Here is a 22,573-nt window from a genome sequence, read left to right as displayed (position 1 = left end):
ATGAATAGCCAATGCCGCCAATCAATATTTCAATCGACATCACCCACATACTAGGCTTATGCCTCAAGCACATTCAGCATGCTAGGGTGATTTTACTAGGCAGTTTACCCAACCGTTGCTTGCTGTGCCAGCAAAGGATAGATCAAACGGGTTATCAGCAATTGTTTCCTAATCAAGTCCTCACAGGTGTTTGCCAAGTGTGTTTAGCGGCGAGTTTGTATCAGCATGAAGTGTGCTTAGGTTGTGGTCGCGAAATAGCTCTGTTACAGGCTTATTGTGGAAAGTGTTTGAAACAAGAGCCCAATTATGTGGTTGCACCTTGTAGTTATCATCAAGGACTGGGACCTGTTATTGCCGCCATTAAATACCAACAGCAATGTGCACCGCTCAACGCGATAACTCAGCAATTAGCCTGTCGAATCGCATTGTTAATTAAGCACGGCATTATTAGGCGTCCACAAGTGTTAATCCCCGTTCCATTACATCCAAATCGTTTACGTCAGCGAGGTTTTAATCAAGCTTGGCTCATTGCTAAAGAGTTAAGCCTTTTAACGAATATTCCTCTAGATGACCGTTGCTTAATTCGAATTGTTGATACTTTGCCACAAACGGGACTAGCGGGTAAGCAGAGGCGTAAAAACTGCCATGGTGCATTTGCATTACAACCAAACATGACATATCAGCGTGTTGCGTTGATTGATGATGTGGTCACGACTGGAACAACCGTAGATGAAATTGCAGGTTTATTTAGTCTACAGTTTATCCATGTGCAGACTTGGTGCCTTGCGCGTGCTGAAGCGCCGGGATTATTAGATTAAATCTTTTTAAGGGTAGATTAACCTAGGTTTAGGTTAGATTAATTCGATTTGAGTAATAACAAGATTTTTTGTAAATAAAAACAATTAATTAATATTTCTTGTAGCCCATGGTATGTGAGGCATTGCCGTTTTTTTAGGGTTAAAAAAAGTTGAACTGGATCATTTTTTCGAGATCAAATCCCACGGACACTACAAAGCCAATGCAACACAGAGTATCATATGTCTAATTCTTACTAATTTACTCAGGTATTCCCTGACGGAGCAGGTTTTTATGATCACCATTACCGATACAGCTCAGGCCCATTTCGTCAAATTGTTGGCCGACCAGCCGGAAGGTACGCACATTCGTGTGTTTGTTATCAGCCCAGGTACTGCACAAGCAGAGTGTGGTGTGTCTTATTGTCCACCTGATGCCGCTGAAGCTGATGATGTAGAACTTCCATTTAATGGCTTTAGTGCAATGGTTGATGAAAAGAGCGCACCGTTCTTAGATGATGCCAGCATTGATTTTGTGACCGACCAGCTTGGTTCACAACTGACATTAAAAGCACCTAACGCAAAAATGCGTAAAGTGTCTGGTGATGCACCATTAGTTGAACGTATTGAATATGTTATTCAATCAGAAATTAATCCACAACTTGCCAGCCATGGCGGTAACATCATGTTAGTAGAAATTACTGACGCGGGTGTTGCAGTATTGCAGTTTGGTGGTGGATGTAACGGTTGCTCACAAGTTGATATCACTTTAAAAGATGGTATTGAGAAGCAATTATTAGATATGTTCCCAACGGAATTAACTGGTGTGCGTGATGTAACAGAACATCAGCATGGCGAACATTCTTACGCTTAATCGCGTGATGAATTACTGCTAATAAACAAAGCTAAAAAATAAAAACGCGACTTTATTATGGGTCGCGTTTTTGTTGGTGTCGATTAGGTTTTCGTCAGCTCGTGGTTTTAGTCGTCTCGAGTGAGTACTTCGAGTAATTCAATATCAAAAAACAAATCAGAGTTTGCTGGAATACGCTCACCAATCTGGCGTTCTCCATAGGCTAAATGAGCCGGGACAGATAGCTGACGCTTGCCACCTACATTCATGCCAATAATGCCCTGATCCCAGCCTTTAATGACTCTGCCGGTACCAATGACACACTGAAATGCATCAGAAGCATCAAACTGGCTCCCGTCGGCTAATCGACCGCTATAACGAGTGGTAATTAGCGCGCCTTTAACTGCGGTTTTGCCGCTGCCAACTTCAATGTCGGTGATAATCAATTCTTGAGTCATAGTGTTCTCGTGTGTGAAGACTTGGTCTATTTAAGGTTATTTTACCCCAAGATTGGTCGCTAAGAAGTGTTCTATAGCAATGAATGTTGTAAGACGATGTTCATTACTACTTAAGTAATGATCGCCATTTTCCAGTTCGATATACTTTACGGGTTTATGTAAATCCTTAAGCGCATCATACATTTCTTCACTGTGTTGTACTCGCACCACGCGATCTTTAGTGCCGTGGATTAATAACACCGGCACGTTAATATTAGCCACTTTGCTAATAGGTGAGCGCTGATATAAATCGTCGTAATTATCACCAATTTGTTTTTTAACAATTTTACTGTTGTCGTACCGACGCGATGATTTAACTAAATATTCAAGGTCTGTCACGCCCGCAACACTAATGGCACATTGATACAGATCTGGGGTGATAGCTACGCCCATTAATGCGGCATAACCGCCGTAACTCGCACCGACAATACACACGCGTTTTGGATCGCTAATACCTTGTTCGATAAGCCAGTGAGTACCATCCTCAATGTCGGTTTGCATTTCTAGGCCCCAGTTTTTAAGACCCGAATTCATGAAATTGAATCCATAGCCTGACGAGCCGCGAAAGTTCATTTGTAGCACAGCATAACCACGATTAGCTAAAAACTGCGCCCAATAATCAAACGTGGTTGAGTCGTAGCTAATAGGTCCGCCATGGGGGAAAATTATGGTCGGTAAGTTTTTGGCGACAATGTCTTTTGGAGTGGTGAGGAAGGCTTCAATGGCTAAACCATCACGAGCATTATAATGGACTGTTTGCGGTTGAGATAACACTTCTGGTGGCAATTGGCTGTAACGGTAAGCTATAGGGTAAAGTGCCTTTTGGTCTCTATTACCAAAGTAATACGCACCAGATTCTATAGGGCCAGTTGCATAAACGATGTAACGACGTTCATCATCACTGAACTGAGTGATCACATTATGTGACTCTGGTAATGCAGTTGTAAGACCATTGTTCAACTTGATATAATCTTGGTCCCAGAACAGATATTCACCTTCAATGTCGGTGCTTAAACCAATGACCTTTTGTTTTAGCGCGGAATACACGAGCCAGCCTTCAATATCGTAATTTTCATTGTGAGAAACTAGTTCTTTAGTCAATGTTGGGTCAGTTAAATTGACTTTAAAGATGGCTTTAAAACCTTGATGATAGGCGCTGATATATAAGATATTAGGATCATGGTCAAAACCGATAGGCCAAATTACGTCTTCTGCTAAAGCCTCGAACTCCCATAATTTGCGGAGATCTTCACCCGCTCCTTTTTGTTCGTAAATACGGTAGGTTGTGTCATCGCGATAAATACCAATACGCACATTGTGCTGCCTATCGGTTAACCAGTTTCCAATGTGCATACGTGCTGGTTGTAAAGTCTTGATACCGCCTGTTTTTAAACTGACTTTAACGACGCTTTCATATTGCGGTTTAGAACCTAAACCTTGAATTTGCATAAGGATGTGGTTTGGATCGGTGTCAAGATAATCAATAACCGATGCTTGTAATTGCGGTAAATCGACAAAACGCGATAGAGAACGATTAGAAAACACACTTGAGGTTTTATTGTCGCTCAGTGAGTATTTTATTAACCGTGTTTCGGTTGTGGGAACACCTCGACGGATGGCGGGATATTTAGACTCGATTAAGATGACATCATTATTTGCCCACGTTAACGATAAAATGACAAATTTCTGATTGTCAGTCTGTAATGGGTAAATATCTTTATTGGTTTGAATATCGCGAATAGTGAGTACTTGGCCCTCAAGCTCATTAGTACTGACTCGTACAAGAGACGCAATTTTTTTACCGTCTGGAGATAAGCTAACAAAGCGGACATCTGGGATGCTGGCAAAGGCTTCTATAGGCAGAGGTTTGGCAAATGAGCTAAGCGAAAATAGACATAAACTAATAACAACAAGCCATAAAATCCGTTTCATTAAAGGTCCATGTAATGCGATATAAAAATGTTATTTGGATGTTACATTTTTATATCAAGGTCTTCAATATATTATGCGGCCGCCAGTTGATATCTGAGTTTGTAGTAATAGTGCCAGCCAAGAGTCACGCTTCGGCATAGCATGAATATTGACATCGCAGCCCAAAGGCTGTGGTTGCCCCAATCTTGCAATAGATACCAACTCGGAAAGTAAACGCCAAAGGTAGCAATTATCATGCTGTTACGCATAATACTCCCGTGTGCAGCACCAATATACACGCCATCGAACAGATAACAGCCAAATGCCAAGATAGGCATAAAAATGAGCCAGATTAAGTAGATGTTTGCGGTGTTTTGTACCGCTTCAATATTGGTTAATAGCTGAATTATCCATGGTCCTACCGACCAAAAAAGCAGGCTAAATAACACCGCAACCATTGCCGACCAGCAAAAAGCCAATACAACACTGTCATGCAGTAGTGTTGGATTTTTTTGACCAAATGCGCGGCCGACTTCGGCTTCAGCATAATAGGCTATACCATCTAACGCATAAGAGATCAGCATCAGTAAATTAAGCAGTACTGCGTTGGCAGCAATAGTATTGTCGCCTAAACCGGCACCATAAAAGGTCATAAAACTAAAGGCGGCTTGCAAGCACAAACTGCGGATAAAAATATCACGGTTTAAGGTGAGTAAACGAGCATATCCGCGCCATGATAAATGCGCGATAACCTGGCTTAAATTAAGCCCACCAGTGTGCACCAGTTGGCGCTTGACCATAATCAATGCCACTGAAAAAGCACTAATATCAGCAATAACCGATGCCAATGCTGCACCTTGGACATTCCATTTAAAGATGATGACAAACACAATATCGAGAATAATATTAACGCTGTTAGCGATAATTAATTGCCACATAGCAGCTTTTGGCGCCTGGCGTCCGAGTAACCAGCCTAATAACACTAAGTTGATAAGGGCAAAAGGCAGTGACCAAATTCGAATTTCGACGTATTGGCGGCAGTAGTACATTACTTGTTCGCTGGCATCACTCAGGCTTAATGCTAAATCGAGTATGGGAGAGTGTAATATTACACAAGCTATTCCCAACGTTAATGCTAGGCTGCAACCTTGTATCAGTAATTGTTGTTGAGTTGAGGTATCATTAGCACCGTAGGCTTGTGCGACTAGCCCGGTGGTGGACATGCGTAAAAAGCCCAGTAACCAAATCATCAAGGTGATAATGGTACTGCCTAGCGCTACGCCACCAAGATAGTAAGCTTGTCCAAGATGACCAATCACCGCAGTATCAACTAATCCTAATAGTGGAATAGTGATATTCGACAGTATCATTGGTGTCGCTAAAGCCAATAATTGACGATTTTTTTGGCGGTTTAATAGTAATGCGCTAATTGACATAGGTATGGATAATCATGGTTAAAAAAATAGCTTTATTGTTGGCGGTGTTCAGCTTGAGTGTATTGCATTTTGATGCCAATGCAGTGGTCATTTTACAATATCACCACGTGTCGGACGATACCCCGAAAAGCACAAGTGTCACGCCAAGTCAGTTTGCTGAACAGATGCAGTACTTGGCTGATAATGATTTTACTGTGATTTCATTAGCTGAAGCTGTTGATTCAATAAAGCATAACACGCCAATAGCCGATAGACGTATTGTGATTACTTTCGATGACGGTTATGACAGCATTATCAACAATGCTGCGCCCATTCTAGCCTCACATCAATTTCCGTACACTGTGTTTATTTCTGTTGCCCCCATCGATGCCGGTTTCAAGGGCATGATGAGTTGGAAAGACATTACTGCCTTATCCGAGCAAGGCGTGACGATTGCCAACCACAGTTGGGGACACGAACATTTAATTCGTCGTCAAGGCAAAGAAACCCAAGCCCAATGGCAAGCCCGTGTCGAAGATAATATCTTATCGACAGAAGCTGAAATATTAAAACGTACTGGCCAAAGTGTAAAAATGTTTGCCTACCCGTATGGTGAATACACTAACAAATTAGAAGCAATTTTGGCGAAACAGGGCTTTGTTGGCTTTGGTCAGCAATCTGGTGCTGCAGGGGAATATGCTTCACTAACGGCATTACCGCGCTTTCCGGTTGCCAATGCTTATGCTGATTTAGCGAGTTTAACGGTTAAGTTTTCCAGTTTACCGATGCCGGTGATTAAGCAGAACATCAGCGATCCATTATTGGTATCAGGTAAGTGGCGACCTAAATTAGAGTTAACTATTGATACGCAGGATATTTATCCACATCAAGTGATGTGTTTTATTCAAGGCCAAGGACCGAAGAAACCTATTTGGTTAAGTGAAAATCGCTTATCGATTCAAGCATCATCAGATTTAGCTCCAGGGCGTTCACGTTATAACTGTACAGCACCCAGCAAAACTAAAACGGGCTATTATTGGTTCTCACAAGCGTGGATCCGCCCGCAAGATAATGGTCAGTGGCTCGAAGAATAACGACAGTAGCGTGAATCACTAACGCCAAGATTGAACGATTTGGCTAAAGTCAGAAATTAGCTCAGCATTAAGAATTTGTGTGAGCTGCCCAGGTTGTGGTTTGGGTTTAAATACTGCTATTTTTTCCCCTCTTGGCGAAACCAACACATACGATGCGCTATGGTCTACTTGGTAGTCACTGTCCTCTCCCACCATGGCATACACAAAGCCTAAGTCACGACTAAACGGAAATAAGTCGGTGTGTTCTGCGCTGACCGCTTTAAAGTCTTTATTGAAAAAATTTATGTAATCTAAACGTTTAGCTTGAGTGTCGCGTTTGGGGTCTGCTGACACAAACACCACTTGTACATTGCTGGCTATTTTTTGCAGTTGTGGATAAGCCGCTGCAAGTTTGTTCAGAGTGGTAGGGCATACATCTGGGCAAGCGGTGTAACCAATAAAGAACAAACTCCATTTACCTTGCACCGTTTGGTTAGTAAACGCATTGCCGTATTGGTCTGCTAATGTAAATGGTGCTAATGGGCGCTGCTGCTCAAATACATAACTGGTCGCCAATGGCATAGGCTCTGTTTGCGTCTGTTGATAAACGACACCACCCACTAGGGCTAATAACATTAGCCCTACCGCTATCATTATTTTCAATATATTTTCCTTTCTAATTTAAGCGTTTACCCAAAAGTAATGGTCAACTAATAATACAATAAACAACACCATTAAATGATAAATCGAGAATTTAAATACTTGCATAGACAGTTCTGGATAGTCATGAAACTTTAACTGCCACGCTTTATAAATAAAACCACAACTGAGTACCGTTGAACCCACCAAATATATTGGACCACACATGCCGACTAAAACGGGTAGTAGGCAGGCTATGGCTAATAGAATGGTGTAAAGCAAAATACAGGTTTTGGTAAATTCGACCCCATGTGTAACCGGTAACATTGGAATATCAACCTTGGCATATTCTTTACGGCGATGAATGGCTAATGCCCAAAAATGCGGTGGAGTCCAGGTAAATATAATAATAACCAGTAGTAAGGCATAGCCATGCAGTTCATTGGTTATTGCGGTCCAGCCTAATAATGGCGGCATAGCGCCGGCTAAGCCACCAATGACAATGTTTTGTGAGGTCGCCCGCTTAAGGTAGGCTGTATACACCAAGGCATAACCAATCAAACTGGCAAAGGTTAACCAAGCAGTGAGAGGATTTACTAAGGTATATAACACCACAAAGCCGAGTGCTCCAAGCGACACCGCAAAGGTTACCGCTTTAGTGGTGGAGATTTTACCTTTAGGCAGGGGACGATTATAAGTTCGAGCCATCAAACCATCGATTTTACGATCAATTAAGTGATTAAACGCCGCCGCAGAGCCTGCCATCATCGCAATACCAGCCATTCCCGCAACCAAAGGTTGTAACGGTACAATGCCAGGCACAGATAAACACATGCCGACCAATACCGTAAGCAACATAAGTGCTACGACTTTGGGTTTGGTCATTTCAAAATAGGCGCGCCATTGTAGAGTTATCTTGGGTTGAACCTGACTAATAGTAAGAGGTTTTGTCATGGTTGATCCTCACTTATGCTTTACGCCACAAGGCGTAATTAATAAAGACTAAGGTAAGCAGCAATAAGGCTGCGCCTCCATTGTGTGATACCGCGATGCCTAAAGGTAAATTCATCACCACATTACTTATACCCAGTCCGACTTGAGCGATGACGAGTAACAGTAATAAGTAACCACTGTTACGCATTATGTGTGATTGTGCATAGCGTAATTTTAGTGCGAGTACGATTAGGGTTATGGCGGTTACCACAGCCCAAATTCGGTGACTGACATGAATGGTCATGCGAGTGGCATAGTCTAAAACGCCAAATTCAAAACTGGGGTGATCGCCTTGAAATGGTGAAAAAGCATCGGCAAAACGTAAGTTATCGACCCAATTGCCTTCACAGATGGGCAAGGTGGTACAGGCAAGCGCTGCGTAATTTGATGAGGTCCAGCCACCAAGTATAATTTGAATGACTAATACACCCAAACTGGCTAATGCTAACGGAATGAGCTTACGCGCATAGGTATCACCTCCGGGGATCCTTAATGGTTTAAGCCGCAGATATAACAGCAGTAACAAGGCGAATAAACTAAAACCGCCTATAAGATGCGCCATAACGACAACAGGCATTAATTTCATGGTGACAGTCCACATTCCCAATGCGGCTTGAAACACAATGAGTACCGCAATAAATACAGGCAGTTTTTTGGGTGCTTGCGGCTGTTTAAGGCACATAATCAGAATGGCTAAAACCATTAACCCTAAAGTACCAGCGATATAGCGATGGATCATTTCAAGCCAAGCTTTTTCTGGCTCAATTTGAGCATCAGGAAATCGACTTTCAATGTTGGCTAAATCATGGCTTGCACTCGGCACCGCTAGATGGCCGTAACAGCCCGGCCAGTCAGGACAACCTAATCCAGCATCAGACAGACGTGTATAGGCGCCCATTAGAATAACTGCCAAGGTAAACACTAATGTGAATTTGATTAATCGCTGTATTGCCATTAGCCAACCCTCGACAACTTAAGCATTTTGCGCAAATCGGCAATCATGGCTTTGCCCTGAGCAATATTGGCGTCGTGACCTATTACGTTGTCATATTGCATGACTAAGCTACCTAGAGGGTCGACAATAATAAGCTGTTGATTGGTCAATAGTGCAGCAAGTGCGTCATTGGCATTTGCTTGGTCAAAAGAGATATTTAATTGCTTGAGGATTTTGGTGTCACTGTGGCTGTTTACTACAATGATTGGGGTAACACGATCCCTATCTTTGCCGAGGGCAATATAGCTCTGGTGTAAAATATACAGCCGTTCCTGGCATTGATCATTGCAGGTTTCGGGTAAAAAAAACAGTACTTGCCATGCATGAGGTTTAGGATTCTCCATGGCTAAGTTAGCGTAGTTTATGTCGGGAGCGATTAATGCCCCTTTGTTGGTTGCCGCTCCGTTATACAGCTCTAGGCTTAACACTAATTTGGCTAAGGCAACCGGTAAAATAAATACCAGCAGTAAGACCAGTAGTGCTTTATTACTTTTTTTCGGTAGGGAGTTCATTCCATCTCCTCTTTATCATTTTGATATTATTGTTAAGTTAATTATGAACGACGATGCTTAGCGTCGAAATTGTCGAAATGCTATCCAACTCATTAGTCCTAAAAATACTGCTGCCATAGTGAACCATTGCAAGGCATACCCTTGATGTTTCTGTGCCGACAATGGAATGGGTATCCAAGGTTGAGGTAGGTGATAATTTGGAACACTGTCGGGTTGCAGCACCACAGACGTCAGCGTATGGCCAAGCATGTCAGTGAGTGCGGGTATATTGATATTTTGAAAACGTACTGGAGCATGAGCATCTGCTAATTGCTCTGCATCGAGTCGGTCACTTAATGGGTTGGGTTGTTTTTGATAAACTCGGCCAACCAGTGTGTAGTAATTTGTTTTTAACGGGGTTAGTTCAGGTAAAATTCGGCGGTCCTTGTTTGCAGGTACAAAGCCTAGCTCGACCAATATCCAAGGTTGTTCAGGGGTTATTTCAAAAATTTGATACGCTAAATATCCCACTTGGCCTTGATACACTTGATTGTCTAATAGCAGCATCATGTTATTAACTGGTTTGGCGGAGATAGATAGACGGTAACCCGTGAGTAATCTCGTCTCCGGTTGTGAGTTTGTTGAGGTTTCTGACAATTCAACTATTGCCAACATTTCCTCATAAGTGACAGCTTGTTGCTGTTGACGCTGAAGTAGCGTGTTTTGCCACTCTTGTTTAAAGGTTGCTCGTGATAACTGCCATAATCCTAACTTGACCAACAGGCTAAACACGACCAAAGTAATGATTACGAATAACACCCGAGACACACCCACACTTTTAAAAGGATTGCCTGTGACAACACCTTTCATCGTTAAGTTAGTTTTAGTCTCGTTGCTTGTATTCATATTATTTAACTTAGGTAGGGCCTTATTTATTATGGTTAAGGGCGAGCATCAACAATCCATGAGTCGTTTTCTCGGCCGGCGCGTATTGTTGTCTGTTGTCGTTATAATGGTATTGCTGGTGGCTTTGGGGCTTGGTTACATTCAACCTAACCCCAGACCTTATTAGTCGTTAATACGTTGTTTTATAGTACGTATACGAAAATGAATAAGCATAACCACACCACATCAACGAAGTGCCAATACCAACTCCCAGCTTGAAAAGCGAAATGCTTGTCGGGCGTAAAATGACCCTTCACAATTCTGAGTAATAAAATAATCAAGAACAGGGTACCGATAGTGACGTGCATGCCGTGAAAACCAGTTAACAAAAAGAAGGTGTTGCCGTAGACACCAGAAGAGAGCGTTAGCCCCATTTCTTGGTAAGCATGGCTATATTCTTCAACCTGTAAACAGAGAAACGCAATCCCCAAAATTACCGTTAACGCTAACCAGATTATCAAGGGCTTACGATTGGCCTTTTCAAGGTTGGTATGAGCAAAGTGCAAAGTAACTGACGAGGTTAGCAATATAATGGTGTTAATTAATGGTAATCCCGTCCATGGCATAGCTTCAGTTGCAGTGCCATCAGGTGTTATAACCAATGGCCACATAGCTTCAAATGCAGGCCATAACACTTCATGGGTCATGGCATTGTTAGATGCGCCACCAAGCCAAGGTACTGAAATCATGCGGGCATAAAATAGCGCGCCGAAAAATGCCCCAAAAAACATAATCTCTGAAAAAATAAACCAACTCATTCCCTGTCTAAATGAACGATCCATTTGCGGTGAATACAGTCCAGCCATTGATTCATCAATAACGGTCTTAAACCAACCAAAAATCATAAAGATAATCACGGCCAAGCCAGTTATTAAAATGTAACCGCCAGAGGTTTTTTCAGTGGTTAATTGTTGTACATAATTACCCGCGCCAAACGCAATTAAAAATAAACCTATAGCACCGATTATTGGCCAAGCACTTTGGGCTGGCACATAATAAGTTTGATACTTTGTTGTCATTTTGATGCTCCTTGCTCTATGACTATCGTCTGTCTATCGGTGATGTCGTAAAGGGTATAAGAGAGAGTCAATGTGTTAATGGACGCTGGTAAATCAGGGTCCACGTAAAAAATCAGTGGCAGTTCTGCTGTTGCTGCTGCAGCCAAAGGTTGTTGATTAAAGCAAAAACATTCCGTTTTATTAAAGTATGCCGCACCTTGGCCTGGTGATACTGAAGGAATTGCTTGGCCTACAGTGTCACGTGTCGACAGGTTTTTAACCAAAAATTGTGCGTGAGTGAGCTCCCCAGGATGCACGCTTATTTGGTTAACTTTAGGGCTAAATTCCCATGGCATACCTGACTGAACTTGAGTCACAAATTCAATGGTTACGGTCCGATTTTTATCAACCACCACCGCTTCATAACTACTGGCGCTATTTTGGGTTTTGCCATTAATCCCCAATGTATCGCAGAGCACGTCATAAAGCGGTACCAGCGCAAAACCAAACCCAAACATACCAATTGACCCGGCAATCAGGATGATTAATAGCTTACGATTTGATTTTGTTGGCTGTGTCATCTCATTTAATCTCCGGTGGAGTGGTAAATGAGTGATATGGCGCTGGGCTGGCAATCGACCATTCCAAGCCTTCGGCTGCTTCCCAAGGATTATCTCCAGCGGGTTTGCCACCCTTGATACATTTGAGTACCACAACAAGGAAAATTAGCTGAGATAAACCAAATGCAAAGCCACCAATCGACACAATTTGATTCACATCGGCAAACTGTACAGCGTAGTCGGGGATCCTACGTGGCATACCCGCTAAACCTAGAAAGTGCATTGGGAAAAACAACACGTTGACGGATATTACCGAACACCAAAAGTGCCACTTGCCTAAGGTCTCGTTATACATATGGCCGGTCCATTTAGGCAGCCAATAATAAGCCGCCGCCATAATGGAGAATATCGCCCCAGTAACCAGTACATAATGGAAGTGAGCTACGACAAAGTAAGTGTCGTGGTATTGGAAGTCCGCAGGGGTAATTGCCAGCATCAAACCCGAAAAGCCACCAATGGTGAACAGGATTATGAATGCCACAGCAAACAGCATTGGGGTTTCAAATGTCATAGAACCGCGCCACATAGTTGCGACCCAATTAAACACTTTCACCCCGGTTGGAATGGCAATCAACATGGTGCAATACATGAAAAACAATTCGGCAAAAACAGGCATACCAGTGGTAAACATGTGATGTGCCCATACCAAAAATGACAGAATGGCAATACTGGCAGTGGCGTAAACCATTGAGGAATAACCAAACAGCTTTTTACGGCTAAAGGTTGGTACTATCGCGGAGATAATACCGAAGGACGGTAAAATCATGATGTAAACTTCGGGATGACCAAAGAACCAGAAAATATGCTGGAACATCACCGGATCGCCACCACCTGCTGCATCAAAAAAGCTAGTACCAAAAAACTTATCGGTTAATACCATGGTGACCGCACCTGCGAGCACTGGCATTACCGCAATCAGTAAAAATGCGGTAATAAGCCAGGTCCACACAAATAAAGGTAACTTCATCCATGTCATGCCAGGAGCTCGCAAGTTTACAATGGTTACAATGACGTTAATTGCGCCCATTATCGAACTTATTCCCATGATGTGAATGGAGAAAACAAATAGGGCGGTACTGTCAGGGCTATAGGTGGTTGAGAGCGGGGCATAGAATGTCCAACCAAAGTTAGGACCGCCGCCTTCCATAAATAGCGAACCTAATAACATGGCAAAGGCGAAGGGTAAAATCCAAAAGCTCCAGTTGTTCATTCGCGGTAGTGCCATATCTGGCGCACCAATCATCATTGGAATTAACCAGTTAGCTAATCCGGTAAAAGCGGGCATCACCGCCCCAAATACCATGATGAGACCATGAACTGTGGTCATCTGATTAAAAAAGTTAGGCTCTACTAGCTGTAATCCAGGCTGAAACAATTCAGCTCGAATGACCATTGCCATGGCGCCGCCAGTAAGAAACATAATGAAACTAAACCATAAATATAGCGATCCAATATCTTTATGGTTAGTGGTGAGTAGCCAGCGCATTAGCCCCTTCGGAGCCCCGTGATGATGATCATCATGAGCGGTAGCCAGTGTATCGTGCGTTGTTGTGCTCATTGTTTTCCCCTACTGTCCATGGCTAGCGACATCGGCAGGTTGCACCGCCTCGCCAGAATTATTGCCCCACGCATTGCGCTCATACGTAATCACCGCCGCCATCTTGCGAGGGCTAAGTTGACCACTAAATGCCTGCATTGCGGTTCCTGGTTTACCGTGCATAACGATATCGATATGTCCGCTAACCGGTCCGGTAACAACAGGGCTGCCAATAAGTGAAGGGAAAGCGCCAGGTAAACCTGCGCCAGTGGCTTGGTGACACGCAGCACATGTCGTAGCATAAACCTGCTCACCTTCAGCAATTAATTGCTCCAAGGTTAAAGTGGGCAGATCCTCTGGTACAACAGTTTCTGCTACGGCTTCGACAACTTGATTGGCTTTGTCGGTAACCGCATCGGTAATGTCAGTTGCCGTGGCTGCAATAGTACTTGCTGCATCGGTTACTGCTTTACTTGGTTCGGTGCTTGCCTCGTTACTGCCTAAAAAGTTGCCTATATCAACTGCTTGCACTACATCACCGCTATTATTGCCCCAGGCATTACGCTCAAAGGTAATTACTGCGGCAATTTCTTGGGCGCTAAGTTGTTTTGCAAAGGCTTGCATTGCGGTTCCTGGTTTACCGTTTAAGACGATATTCAGGTGATCTTCAACAGGCCCTTTTATGATTGGGCTGCCAATTAATGATGGGAATACACCAGGAAGACCCGCGCCATTGGGTTGATGACAAGCGGCGCACCTAGCAATATAGATTTGCTCACCTTGTGAGGTTAGCTCCTCAAGAGACAAGGTTTTAGACATTGATGCCGCAGCGGCTGCAGCAGCATTGCTTGCTAGTTGTTTTTGCTCCACTAACCAATTATCAAAATCGGCCTCCGATAATGCTTGCACCACAATCGGCATGAAACCATGGTCTTTACCGCATAATTCGGCACATTGGCCGCGGTAAATACCGGGTTTATCAATGCGGGTCCACGATTCGTTAATAAAGCCTGGATTGGCATCTTTTTTAACGGCAAACGCCGGCACCCACCATGAATGAATAACATCATCAGATGTCATCAAGAAGCGCACTTTTTGATTAATAGGCAGTACTAATGGCTTATCGACTTCGAGGAGGTAATGTTCTCCTTTGGCCTCACTGCCATCAATTTGAGCTCTGGGGGTGGATAATGTGCTGTAAAATTCGATGTCTTTATCAAAATAGCTGTAATGCCACTTCCACTGCGACCCAGTAATTTTTATGGTGAGATCAGCATCACTGGGATCTTCCATAGCAATCAAGGTTTTGGTGGCTGGAATAGCCATGCCGATTAAGATGATGAAAGGGATGACGGTCCAAGCAATTTCCACTTTGGTACTTTCGTGAAAATTGGCCGCGACAGCGCCTTTTGATTTGCGGTGATAAATAATTGAGTAAATCATGATCCCAAACACCACTAACCCAATTACACAACAGATATAAAGAATTGTCATATGGAGGTCGTAAACCTTGCCACTGATATCTGTCACGCCTTGAGTCATGTTGAGGGGCATTTCTGTTGCCCCAAGCGGAAGTGCTACAAACACAACCAGTAAACAATACAACCATTGCTTCACAAGACTACTCCTCTGCTAATTGCAAATAGCAACTACAAAGAAGAGTCACACAGTAATTCTCTGCTCTATGCAAACTCTTCGGTTCCCGAAAAAAGTTTGATGACCTCAAAGTACTTTGGTGGCTGTAAACAGACGGTCTACGGTTTATTGTTAGCTGTGCACCACGCTTGTACCTACGACTGAACTTATCAATTTTGATTTGGCTCATTTGTCTGAAAGTAATCTTGATTACTGTCATTCACGTCCAATTAAAGATAAAAAATGTTTCATCCTTGTTAACCACATTACTTGTAGATTAAACATTGATCAAGATCACTTTGTTGGCTAATAGGCTGAAAAAAGATGAAAAAAAACCCTGAATTCAATACAGGGCTTGGTAATGAAGGGTTCGTGCTTAGTGAAATGAGCAAAAATTACTTGTTCCATTTGTTAAAGTAGGGCTAACAAGTTGATGTTTGTGAGGTAAGTGAGCATTCACATCTTCAATTACCACCCCTAATGCACGTGCACTTTTAGCGACAATTTCTAAACGGCGACTATCACGAGCATCAAGTGAGCTTGTCCAAGTCACTACTGCGCTCGATGTACCGCTAGTGAGCGCTTTCTCCATGGCCCATAATGTTTCGACTTCATCTTTGGTGTGCACCAGTAAAATGCGATCCATTCTTACACCAGCACTTGCCAGCATATGTTTATAGCCAATATGGGGCGGGCTAATTAATACAATCCATCTGCCTTGCTGGCTCAATATCGCTAACTGGCTGCACAATTGGCTCAGTTCAGCTTCACCTTGAGTGACAGTTTGTAATGTTTGAATGGTTTGGGTGCCATGCAGTTCTGTTTCAGTTAAATCTACCCATAAGCCCGGGTGGCGTGGCGCGATGCCCATTAGTTTGTTCATAACCAATCTCCATTACGGATAACGCCAACGGCAAGCCCTTCGATAGTTAGGCTTTGGCAACTTAAATCTACTTTTATCGGATTGTAATCTTCATTTTCGGCATGCAGATAAATCACATTACCTTTTTGTTCAAATCGTTTTACGGTGACGTCATCATCAACACGTGCCACAACAACCTGGCCATTACGTGCTTGCTGCATTTTATGTACAGCGAGTAAGTCGCCTTCTAAAATTCCGATGTTTTTCATGCTGTCACCACGCACTCGCAGCAAAAAATCTGCGGCGGGCTTAAACATGTTTGGATCGACTTGATAGTATTGCTCTACATGCTCTTGAGCCAAAATTGGTTCACCAGCAGCAACCTGCCCAATCAGTGGCAGACCGGTTTCAACCTGTTCTTCATGAGGTAAACGAATGCCTCTTGAGGTACCAGGCATGATCTCGATAAAGCCTTTTTTGGCTAATGCTTTTAAATGCTCTTCGGCGGCATTAGCACTTTTAAAGCCAAGACGATTCGCAATTTCAGCACGAGTGGGTGGCATACCTGTTTCGGCGATATTGTTTTTAATTAAGTCTAAAATTTCTGCTTGGCGCGGCGTTAACGGTCTCATGATGATTCCTGTCTTTTTATACAGTGACTGTCATTATATACAGTGTTTGTGTTCGCGCAAGTATTAACCAACTATTTTTTGTATTTTGTTGATTAAGTATCACTCAACAATATGTTTTAGTTAACTATTACTAATGTTCTGTCTTATGTTATTTCTGATAGTGAGAGCTTAAGCGTAAAGATAGATCGGTCTGATAGTGTAAGCAGGGTGGTTTCTGGTATCCTATACATCAATATTACAGTGGCTTATGTTGCGAAAATAACCATGTCAAAACCAGATTCAATATTTTTACAAGCATTAAGATGGATTCAAAAGTGGATGGTACAGACCATTGTGGTACCTCACGATCCTTTTGATGACCTCAATATAGATCCAACTAAACCTTTGGTTTATTTAATGAAAACGGAATCTATTAGCGATATTGCCGCGTTGAGCGAAATCACCGAGGGCTTTGGTCTGCCCAGTCCTTATGAGCCATTACAGCTTGATGGCTTAACCGTGCCTCGTGTGGTCTGTTTAGAGGGCCGCAAACCACTGTTTGGTAAACGTGAAAGTGGTGACAAATTCCTTAATTATTTTACCAGCTTATTGTCACTTCACAGTGAGAGTCCTGAATTAGATATACAGTTGGTTCCTGTTTGCCTTTATTGGGGACGTACCCCCGGTAAAGAAGAAGACAGCATGAAAGCTGCAGTATTTGAACGTGAAAACCCTACGTGGTTACGTAAATGGTTAATGATTTTATTTTTAGGGCGCCATAATTTCGTCCAGTTTTCTAATGCACTATCGCTTCGTCATATGGCCGATGAACATGGTACTGATAAAAGAATTGCTCACAAATTAACCCGAGTCGCCCGAGTGCATTTCCGCCGTCAACGCAAAGTGATGACAGGGCCACAATTACCTAATCGACAAGCGTTGTTTGCCTCTTTATTAAAATCAGAATCTATCAAAAAAGCCATTGAAGAAGAGTCTGCGAATAAGAAAGTAACGGTCGAGAAAGCGCGTGAAACCGCCATTGAATACCTTGATGAAATTGCCGCCGACTATTCTGACAGTTTGGTGCGTATTGCCGAACGTTTCCTTACTTGGTTATGGAACAAATTATACAGTGGTATCAATATCAAAGGTGCCGAACAAGTAAGACAGTTACATCATGATGGCCATGAAATTGTTTACGTTCCATGCCATCGTAGTCATATGGATTACTTGCTACTGTCGTATATTTTGTATTATCAGGGCATGGTTCCGCCGCACATTGCTGCCGGTATTAACCTTAATTTTTGGCCAGCAGGGCCGATGTTCCGCCGTGGTGGTGCATTCTTTATCCGTCGTAGTTTTAATGGTAATAAACTTTATACCGCAGTATTTCGTGAATATTTAGATCAGTTATTTGCTAAGGGTTATGCGGTCGAGTATTTCACTGAAGGCGGCCGTTCGCGTACCGGACGTTTGTTAGCGCCTAAAACCGGTATGTTGGCTATGACAATTAATAGTGTGCTACGTGGGATAGAGCGCCCAGTGACCTTAGTACCCGTGTATTTAGGTTATGACCATGTGATGGAAGTGGCGACGTATCACAAAGAATTAAGCGGTAAGAAAAAGAAAAAAGAATCAGTTTGGCAGGTATTTGGTGCTATTCGTAAGTTAGGCAATTTTGGCCAAGGTTATGTGAATTTTGGTGAGCCGATTAATTTACAACAGTTCTTAAATCAGCAGGCGCCAGAGTGGCGTGATGAGCTAGCTAAAGATCCTGATCAAAAACCGTCTTGGTTTACGCCATCAGTTAATTTATTGGCTAACCGTGTAATGACTAATATCAATGGCGCTGCCGCAGCCAGCTCAGTAACATTGACCAGTTTAGTGTTACTAGCGTCAGAGCAAAATGCGTTAGAAAGAAGCCAGTTAGAGCGTCAGCTTGATTTGTATTTAGCCTTACTTAAAACAGTGCCTTATACCGAATACGCCTCAGTGGCAGAAGGTAATGGCAAGTCAATTGTTGATCATTGTTTGTCGTTAAATAAGTTTGTGAGTACCAAAGACCTTATTGGCGAAATCATTTCTGTTGATGAAAAAATTGCCATCACCATGAGTTATTACCGTAACAATATTATTCACTTAATGGCGCTTCCGTCATTAATTGCCAGTTGTTTAGTGCATTATGATGTGTGCGACCGTCAGCGAATTCATGCCATTGTAATGGACTTTTATCCATTGCTTAAAGCTGAACTCTTTATGGGCATTGATGATGTGCCTAAACATGTAGATTGCATTTTAGATTTCATGGTTGAACAAGGTTTACTGACAGGTAGCGATCAATTTGAGATAACGCCTCGTCATATTACCCAAGTGTTATTGTTAGCCGAAACTATCAGTGAAACGTTGCAACGTTATGCGATTATTTTTAATTTACTGGCAATAAAACCTGATCTTGAGCGCTCAGAACTGGAACGCGATAGCCATTTGTTAGCACAACGATTAGGCGCGCTGCACGGTATTACCGCACCAGAATTTTATGACAAAAAATTATATAACACCCTGAGTGTGAAACTGAAAGAATTGGGCTATTTATGCAGTGACGAACATCGTGCAGAAGTGATCAGAATTCGTGATAACGCTAATAAATTACTCAGCTCTTTAGTAAGACAAACCATTGTTGATAGTGTGGAAGCGGAGCACGGACAATAATGGCTAATCATATGAATGCTGCTAAGCATCGTACCAGCGGTAAATCTGTATTGGGTGGGGCGATGATTATTGCCGGAACCACTGTGGGTGCGGGGATGTTTTCGTTACCTGTTGTTGGTGCTGGAATGTGGTTTGGCTATTCTATCGCGATGTTACTCGGCGTTTGGTTTTGCATGCTAATGTCGGGTTTATTGTTATTAGAAGCCAATTTGCATTTTGAACCAGGTGACAGTTTTGACACCTTAACTCGGGTGACTCTGGGGCAGTTCTGGCGGGTGATTAACGGCGTTTCGATTGCGTTTGTGTTATATATTTTAACCTATGCTTACATCAGCGGTGGTGGTTCGATTGTGAATCACAGTCTGTCTGCATTGGGCGTAAGCCTACCGCAGAGCGTAGCCGGATTAGTGTTTGCGGTAGTGTTGGCTCTGGTGGTATTTATTAGTACTAAAGCGGTCGACCGTATCACCACAATCATGCTTGGCGGTATGGTGATTACTTTCTTTTTGGCTATTGGTAACTTATTAATCGATATCGATACCATAAAGCTAGCGTCGCCTGATGGTGAATCGCGTTACCTGCCTTATTTACTTGCCGCGATTCCATTTGGCTTAGCCAGTTTTGGTTATCACGGCAATGTGCCAAGTTTAGTCAAATATTACGGTAAAGATGCCAAAACCATCGTTAAGGCGATTATTACCGGAACTACTATCGCATTGGTGATTTATATATGTTGGTTAGTGGCAACGATGGGTAATATTCAACGAAGCCAGTTTGCCGATATTATTGCTCAAGGTGGCAATATAGGTGTGTTAGTGGGTGCGTTGTCTGGGGTTATTGCCAGCCAATGGCTGGATAACATGTTAACCCTATTTGCTAATCTTGCCGTCGCCTCATCATTTTTAGGTGTGACACTAGGCTTGTTCGATTACCTTGCTGATTTATTTGGGTTTGACGACTCGCGATCAGGACGAATTAAAACGGCAGCGGTCACGTTTGTGCCACCAACAGTCCTTGGTTTGTTATTTCCGAATGGATTTATTTTAGCGATTGGTTTTGCTGCGCTAGCTGCCACTATTTGGGCTGTTATTGTACCAGCATTATTAGCCTATAAAGTAAGACAACAATATCCTGACTCAAAGGGATTTAAAGTCCCTGGTGGAACCCCGTTAATTGCTATTGTGGTGTTGTTTGGGGTTATCACTGCCACGTGTCATTTGCTGGCCATGGCCGATATATTGCCGGTGTTTAAATAGACGCAAAAAATTCCGGTGAAACAACTTTTAGCCAAAAAGCCTTCGTTTGAAGGCTTTTTGCTTTTCTGCTGATATCGACTTAACTTATAAGACAAGTTTCATGTTGGCTATATCAAGGCAACTATTTTTATAAAGGATTAGGATAATGAAGGTACAACAGTATCAACAAGGACAGCCTTGCTGGATTGAATTAGCAACTCATGATTGGGCGGCAGGTAAAGCATTTTATCAGGCGCTATTTGGCTGGGGAGCAGATGATATGCCTATGCCAGAAGGGCATTATACTATGCTGCAAATCGACGGTGATGATATTGCGGCAATGTACCCAATGCCAGCAGAAATGGAGGCCTTACCAACTCATTGGACAATTTATTTTGCGGTCGATGATGTTGATGCTACCTCTAAGGCTGTGACTCAAGCTGGAGGTGAGATTATTGCGGGGCCTCATTCTGTTGGAGATGCTGGCCGTATGGCGCTATGCACAGATCCAGAAGGCTGTCGATTTGCATTATGGCAAGGCCAAGACCATATTGGCATTAAGCGATCGCAAGAATCAAATACCCTATGTTGGGTTGAGCTTGCTTGTCGTGATACCGCTGCGGCGAAACAGTTTTATAGCCAAGTATTAGGTTACCAAACTAAGCTTAATGATGTGGCTGATTTTGAATACACCGAATGGTATGCGGATGAACAAGCCATTGGCGGAATGATGGAAATGACTGCAGAATGGGGTGATACTCTTGCCCACTGGATGAGTTACTTTGCCGTTGATGACTGTGATGTATCAGTTACTAAAGCACAAACCTTGGGAGCTACTGTTTGTGTGCCAGCAACCGATATTCCTAACGTAGGCCGTTTTTCAGTACTCAATGATCCACAAGGTGGGGTTTTTTCAATTATTGCGTTATTCGCTGCGGAATAATTAGATCTGAAAATTATATTTTTACATAATGAATGTTGATTATTTATATTCGTGTGTTGCCGATTAAAGCTAGAGTATCATTTAATGTAGAGTGCCGATTGAACCTTGATTATTAAGTGATGTCATATTGAGTTGTTGGTAAAATGTTACTGTTAGTAGAGTGTTACTATTAGTTGTTGGTAAGAGTTAGTGTATTTAAACAAGGATGAGTGAATGACACAGGAAAACACCCAAATCACATTAGCCAGTATTCATCGCAGTATGTTGTTAGTGGCACTGATCGATTTTCCTGGCACGATATTATTTGGTCTTGGGCTCTACGGTATCCTTGTAGGGTTTGACCAAGATTTCTTGCCTATGTTAGCCAACCCTTTGATCATTATTATTATGTTGATTATCGGTGCGATTATTATGCTATGGGGGATTATCCGCATGATGCTGCTTGCGCGTCAAAAACAAGGAATATTACAACAATGAAAAAACGGATAATCCAATTAAGCTTGTTATCTAGCTTAGTGATACTCACGGGATGCCGTGGTACCGATATCATCAATATTGGTAATAGTGGCAATGCAGATGACAATAAAAATGACACAGATTACATGATACTGAATGTCCCTAGGGCAATTTTAGCCAGCGATCCATGCAAATATGGGCATCCTGACGATATTGCGGCGTGTCGTAAAAAGAAACAAGATGAAGCCGACCAACTTAATGAATCACTTAAGCGTAAATAACACTTTGATTAGCATATAAAAAATCCCAAGCGATTAATCGTTTGGGATTTTTATTTATAGGGGTAAAAGTAATAACCTCAA

At 42.6% G+C, this 22,573-nt stretch carries 23 protein-coding genes; 9 read left to right on the top strand and 14 right to left on the bottom strand.

The genetic code is table 11. The features are described 5' to 3' along the window. Window positions 1-11: 11 nt before the first annotated feature. Window positions 12-818 carry a ComF family protein gene (locus EGC86_RS18180; protein WP_123778483.1) on the top strand — a complete coding sequence of 269 codons (807 nt, stop codon included), beginning with the start codon at window positions 12-14 and terminating at the stop codon, window positions 816-818. 271 nt (window positions 819-1,089) lie between these two features. Then, on the top strand, window positions 1,090-1,668 hold the full coding sequence (gene nfuA / locus EGC86_RS18175; RefSeq protein ID WP_123778482.1) for a Fe-S biogenesis protein NfuA: 579 nt from the start codon (window positions 1,090-1,092) through the stop codon (window positions 1,666-1,668). A gap of 107 nt (window positions 1,669-1,775) precedes the next feature. Here nfuA and EGC86_RS18170 read toward each other — a convergent pair whose 3' ends face one another. The 3 genes from EGC86_RS18170 to EGC86_RS18160 all read right to left on the bottom strand — a co-directional run bounded on the left by EGC86_RS18170 (window position 1,776) and on the right by EGC86_RS18160 (window position 5,491). After that, window positions 1,776-2,105 (bottom strand): FKBP-type peptidyl-prolyl cis-trans isomerase, encoded by a 330-nt coding sequence (locus tag EGC86_RS18170; RefSeq protein WP_059745879.1) that lies wholly within the window; start codon window positions 2,103-2,105, stop codon window positions 1,776-1,778. A gap of 36 nt (window positions 2,106-2,141) precedes the next feature. Continuing rightward, window positions 2,142-4,076, bottom strand: coding sequence for an alpha/beta hydrolase family protein (locus EGC86_RS18165; protein ID WP_123778481.1), 1,935 nt, complete (start codon window positions 4,074-4,076; stop codon window positions 2,142-2,144). 71 nt (window positions 4,077-4,147) lie between these two features. After that, window positions 4,148-5,491: an MATE family efflux transporter gene (locus EGC86_RS18160; RefSeq protein ID WP_123778480.1), complete on the bottom strand. Its 1,344-nt coding sequence runs from the start codon at window positions 5,489-5,491 to the stop codon at window positions 4,148-4,150. Between the two features lie 14 nt (window positions 5,492-5,505). Here EGC86_RS18160 and EGC86_RS18155 point away from each other — a divergent pair, with 14 nt between their 5' ends. After that, the gene (locus EGC86_RS18155; RefSeq protein WP_123778479.1) at window positions 5,506-6,564 is read left to right on the top strand and encodes a polysaccharide deacetylase family protein; all 1,059 of its coding nucleotides are present in this window, start codon (window positions 5,506-5,508) and stop codon (window positions 6,562-6,564) included. A gap of 18 nt (window positions 6,565-6,582) precedes the next feature. Here the strand turns inward: EGC86_RS18155 and EGC86_RS18150 are convergent, their stop codons facing one another. The 5 genes from EGC86_RS18150 to EGC86_RS18130 are packed head-to-tail and all read right to left on the bottom strand — an operon-like array spanning window position 6,583 to window position 10,566. Continuing rightward, the gene (locus EGC86_RS18150) at window positions 6,583-7,197 is read right to left on the bottom strand and encodes an SCO family protein (protein WP_123778511.1); all 615 of its coding nucleotides are present in this window, start codon (window positions 7,195-7,197) and stop codon (window positions 6,583-6,585) included. A 27-nt stretch (window positions 7,198-7,224) separates the two neighbouring features. Next, window positions 7,225-8,136, bottom strand: a complete 912-nt coding sequence (gene cyoE / locus EGC86_RS18145; RefSeq protein WP_102036307.1) for a heme o synthase — start codon at window positions 8,134-8,136, stop codon at window positions 7,225-7,227. Between the two features lie 13 nt (window positions 8,137-8,149). After that, window positions 8,150-9,130, bottom strand: coding sequence for a COX15/CtaA family protein (locus EGC86_RS18140; RefSeq protein WP_011635741.1), 981 nt, complete (start codon window positions 9,128-9,130; stop codon window positions 8,150-8,152). After that, window positions 9,130-9,681: a hypothetical protein gene (locus EGC86_RS18135; protein ID WP_123778478.1), complete on the bottom strand. Its 552-nt coding sequence runs from the start codon at window positions 9,679-9,681 to the stop codon at window positions 9,130-9,132. The genes EGC86_RS18140 and EGC86_RS18135 overlap by 1 nt, the downstream gene beginning before the upstream one ends. 57 nt (window positions 9,682-9,738) lie before the next feature. After that, on the bottom strand, window positions 9,739-10,566 hold the full coding sequence (locus EGC86_RS18130; RefSeq protein WP_123778477.1) for an SURF1 family protein: 828 nt from the start codon (window positions 10,564-10,566) through the stop codon (window positions 9,739-9,741). On the opposite strand from EGC86_RS18130, the gene EGC86_RS18125 reads away from it, so the two are divergent. Next, window positions 10,514-10,732: a DUF2909 domain-containing protein gene (locus EGC86_RS18125; RefSeq protein WP_123778476.1), complete on the top strand. Its 219-nt coding sequence runs from the start codon at window positions 10,514-10,516 to the stop codon at window positions 10,730-10,732. The genes EGC86_RS18130 and EGC86_RS18125 overlap by 53 nt on opposite strands. 16 nt (window positions 10,733-10,748) lie before the next feature. On the opposite strand, the gene EGC86_RS18120 is transcribed toward EGC86_RS18125, so the two are convergent. The 6 genes from EGC86_RS18120 to lexA form a co-directional block, all read right to left on the bottom strand. Continuing rightward, complete coding sequence (locus EGC86_RS18120) at window positions 10,749-11,624, bottom strand: cytochrome c oxidase subunit 3 (RefSeq protein WP_123778475.1); 876 nt, start codon at window positions 11,622-11,624, stop codon at window positions 10,749-10,751. Next, complete coding sequence (locus tag EGC86_RS18115; RefSeq protein WP_059745870.1) at window positions 11,621-12,184, bottom strand: cytochrome c oxidase assembly protein; 564 nt, start codon at window positions 12,182-12,184, stop codon at window positions 11,621-11,623. The genes EGC86_RS18120 and EGC86_RS18115 overlap by 4 nt, the downstream gene beginning before the upstream one ends. A gap of 1 nt (window position 12,185) precedes the next feature. After that, entirely contained in the window at window positions 12,186-13,781 is a 1,596-nt protein-coding gene (gene ctaD, locus EGC86_RS18110; RefSeq protein WP_011635747.1) for a cytochrome c oxidase subunit I, read from the bottom strand. 9 nt (window positions 13,782-13,790) lie between these two features. Further along, window positions 13,791-15,377, bottom strand: a complete 1,587-nt coding sequence (coxB, locus tag EGC86_RS18105; RefSeq protein WP_123778474.1) for a cytochrome c oxidase subunit II — start codon at window positions 15,375-15,377, stop codon at window positions 13,791-13,793. Between the two features lie 394 nt (window positions 15,378-15,771). After that, the gene (locus EGC86_RS18100) at window positions 15,772-16,278 is read right to left on the bottom strand and encodes a cell division inhibitor SulA (RefSeq protein WP_059745868.1); all 507 of its coding nucleotides are present in this window, start codon (window positions 16,276-16,278) and stop codon (window positions 15,772-15,774) included. Continuing rightward, window positions 16,275-16,889, bottom strand: coding sequence for a transcriptional repressor LexA (lexA, locus tag EGC86_RS18095; protein ID WP_059745867.1), 615 nt, complete (start codon window positions 16,887-16,889; stop codon window positions 16,275-16,277). The genes EGC86_RS18100 and lexA overlap by 4 nt, the downstream gene beginning before the upstream one ends. A 264-nt stretch (window positions 16,890-17,153) precedes the next feature. Here lexA and plsB point away from each other — a divergent pair, with 264 nt between their 5' ends. From plsB to EGC86_RS18070, 5 genes are all read left to right on the top strand, one after another. After that, the gene (gene plsB / locus EGC86_RS18090) at window positions 17,154-19,577 is read left to right on the top strand and encodes a glycerol-3-phosphate 1-O-acyltransferase PlsB (protein WP_123778473.1); all 2,424 of its coding nucleotides are present in this window, start codon (window positions 17,154-17,156) and stop codon (window positions 19,575-19,577) included. Next, entirely contained in the window at window positions 19,577-20,833 is a 1,257-nt protein-coding gene (mtr, locus tag EGC86_RS18085; protein WP_123778472.1) for a tryptophan permease, read from the top strand. Before plsB ends, mtr begins: the two co-directional genes overlap by 1 nt. Before the next feature lie 145 nt (window positions 20,834-20,978). After that, window positions 20,979-21,755 carry a VOC family protein gene (locus EGC86_RS18080; RefSeq protein WP_123778471.1) on the top strand — a complete coding sequence of 259 codons (777 nt, stop codon included), beginning with the start codon at window positions 20,979-20,981 and terminating at the stop codon, window positions 21,753-21,755. Window positions 21,756-21,968: 213 nt separating this feature from the next. Further along, on the top strand, window positions 21,969-22,232 hold the full coding sequence (locus EGC86_RS18075; protein ID WP_059745865.1) for a hypothetical protein: 264 nt from the start codon (window positions 21,969-21,971) through the stop codon (window positions 22,230-22,232). Then, window positions 22,229-22,492 (top strand): hypothetical protein, encoded by a 264-nt coding sequence (locus EGC86_RS18070; protein ID WP_059745864.1) that lies wholly within the window; start codon window positions 22,229-22,231, stop codon window positions 22,490-22,492. The genes EGC86_RS18075 and EGC86_RS18070 overlap by 4 nt, the downstream gene beginning before the upstream one ends. Window positions 22,493-22,573 lie beyond the last annotated feature (81 nt).

The organism is Shewanella frigidimarina, assembly GCF_003797125.1.
Classification (GTDB): Bacteria; Pseudomonadota; Gammaproteobacteria; order Enterobacterales; family Shewanellaceae; genus Shewanella; species Shewanella frigidimarina.
This window is presented reverse-complemented; position numbering and strand designations above follow the sequence as displayed.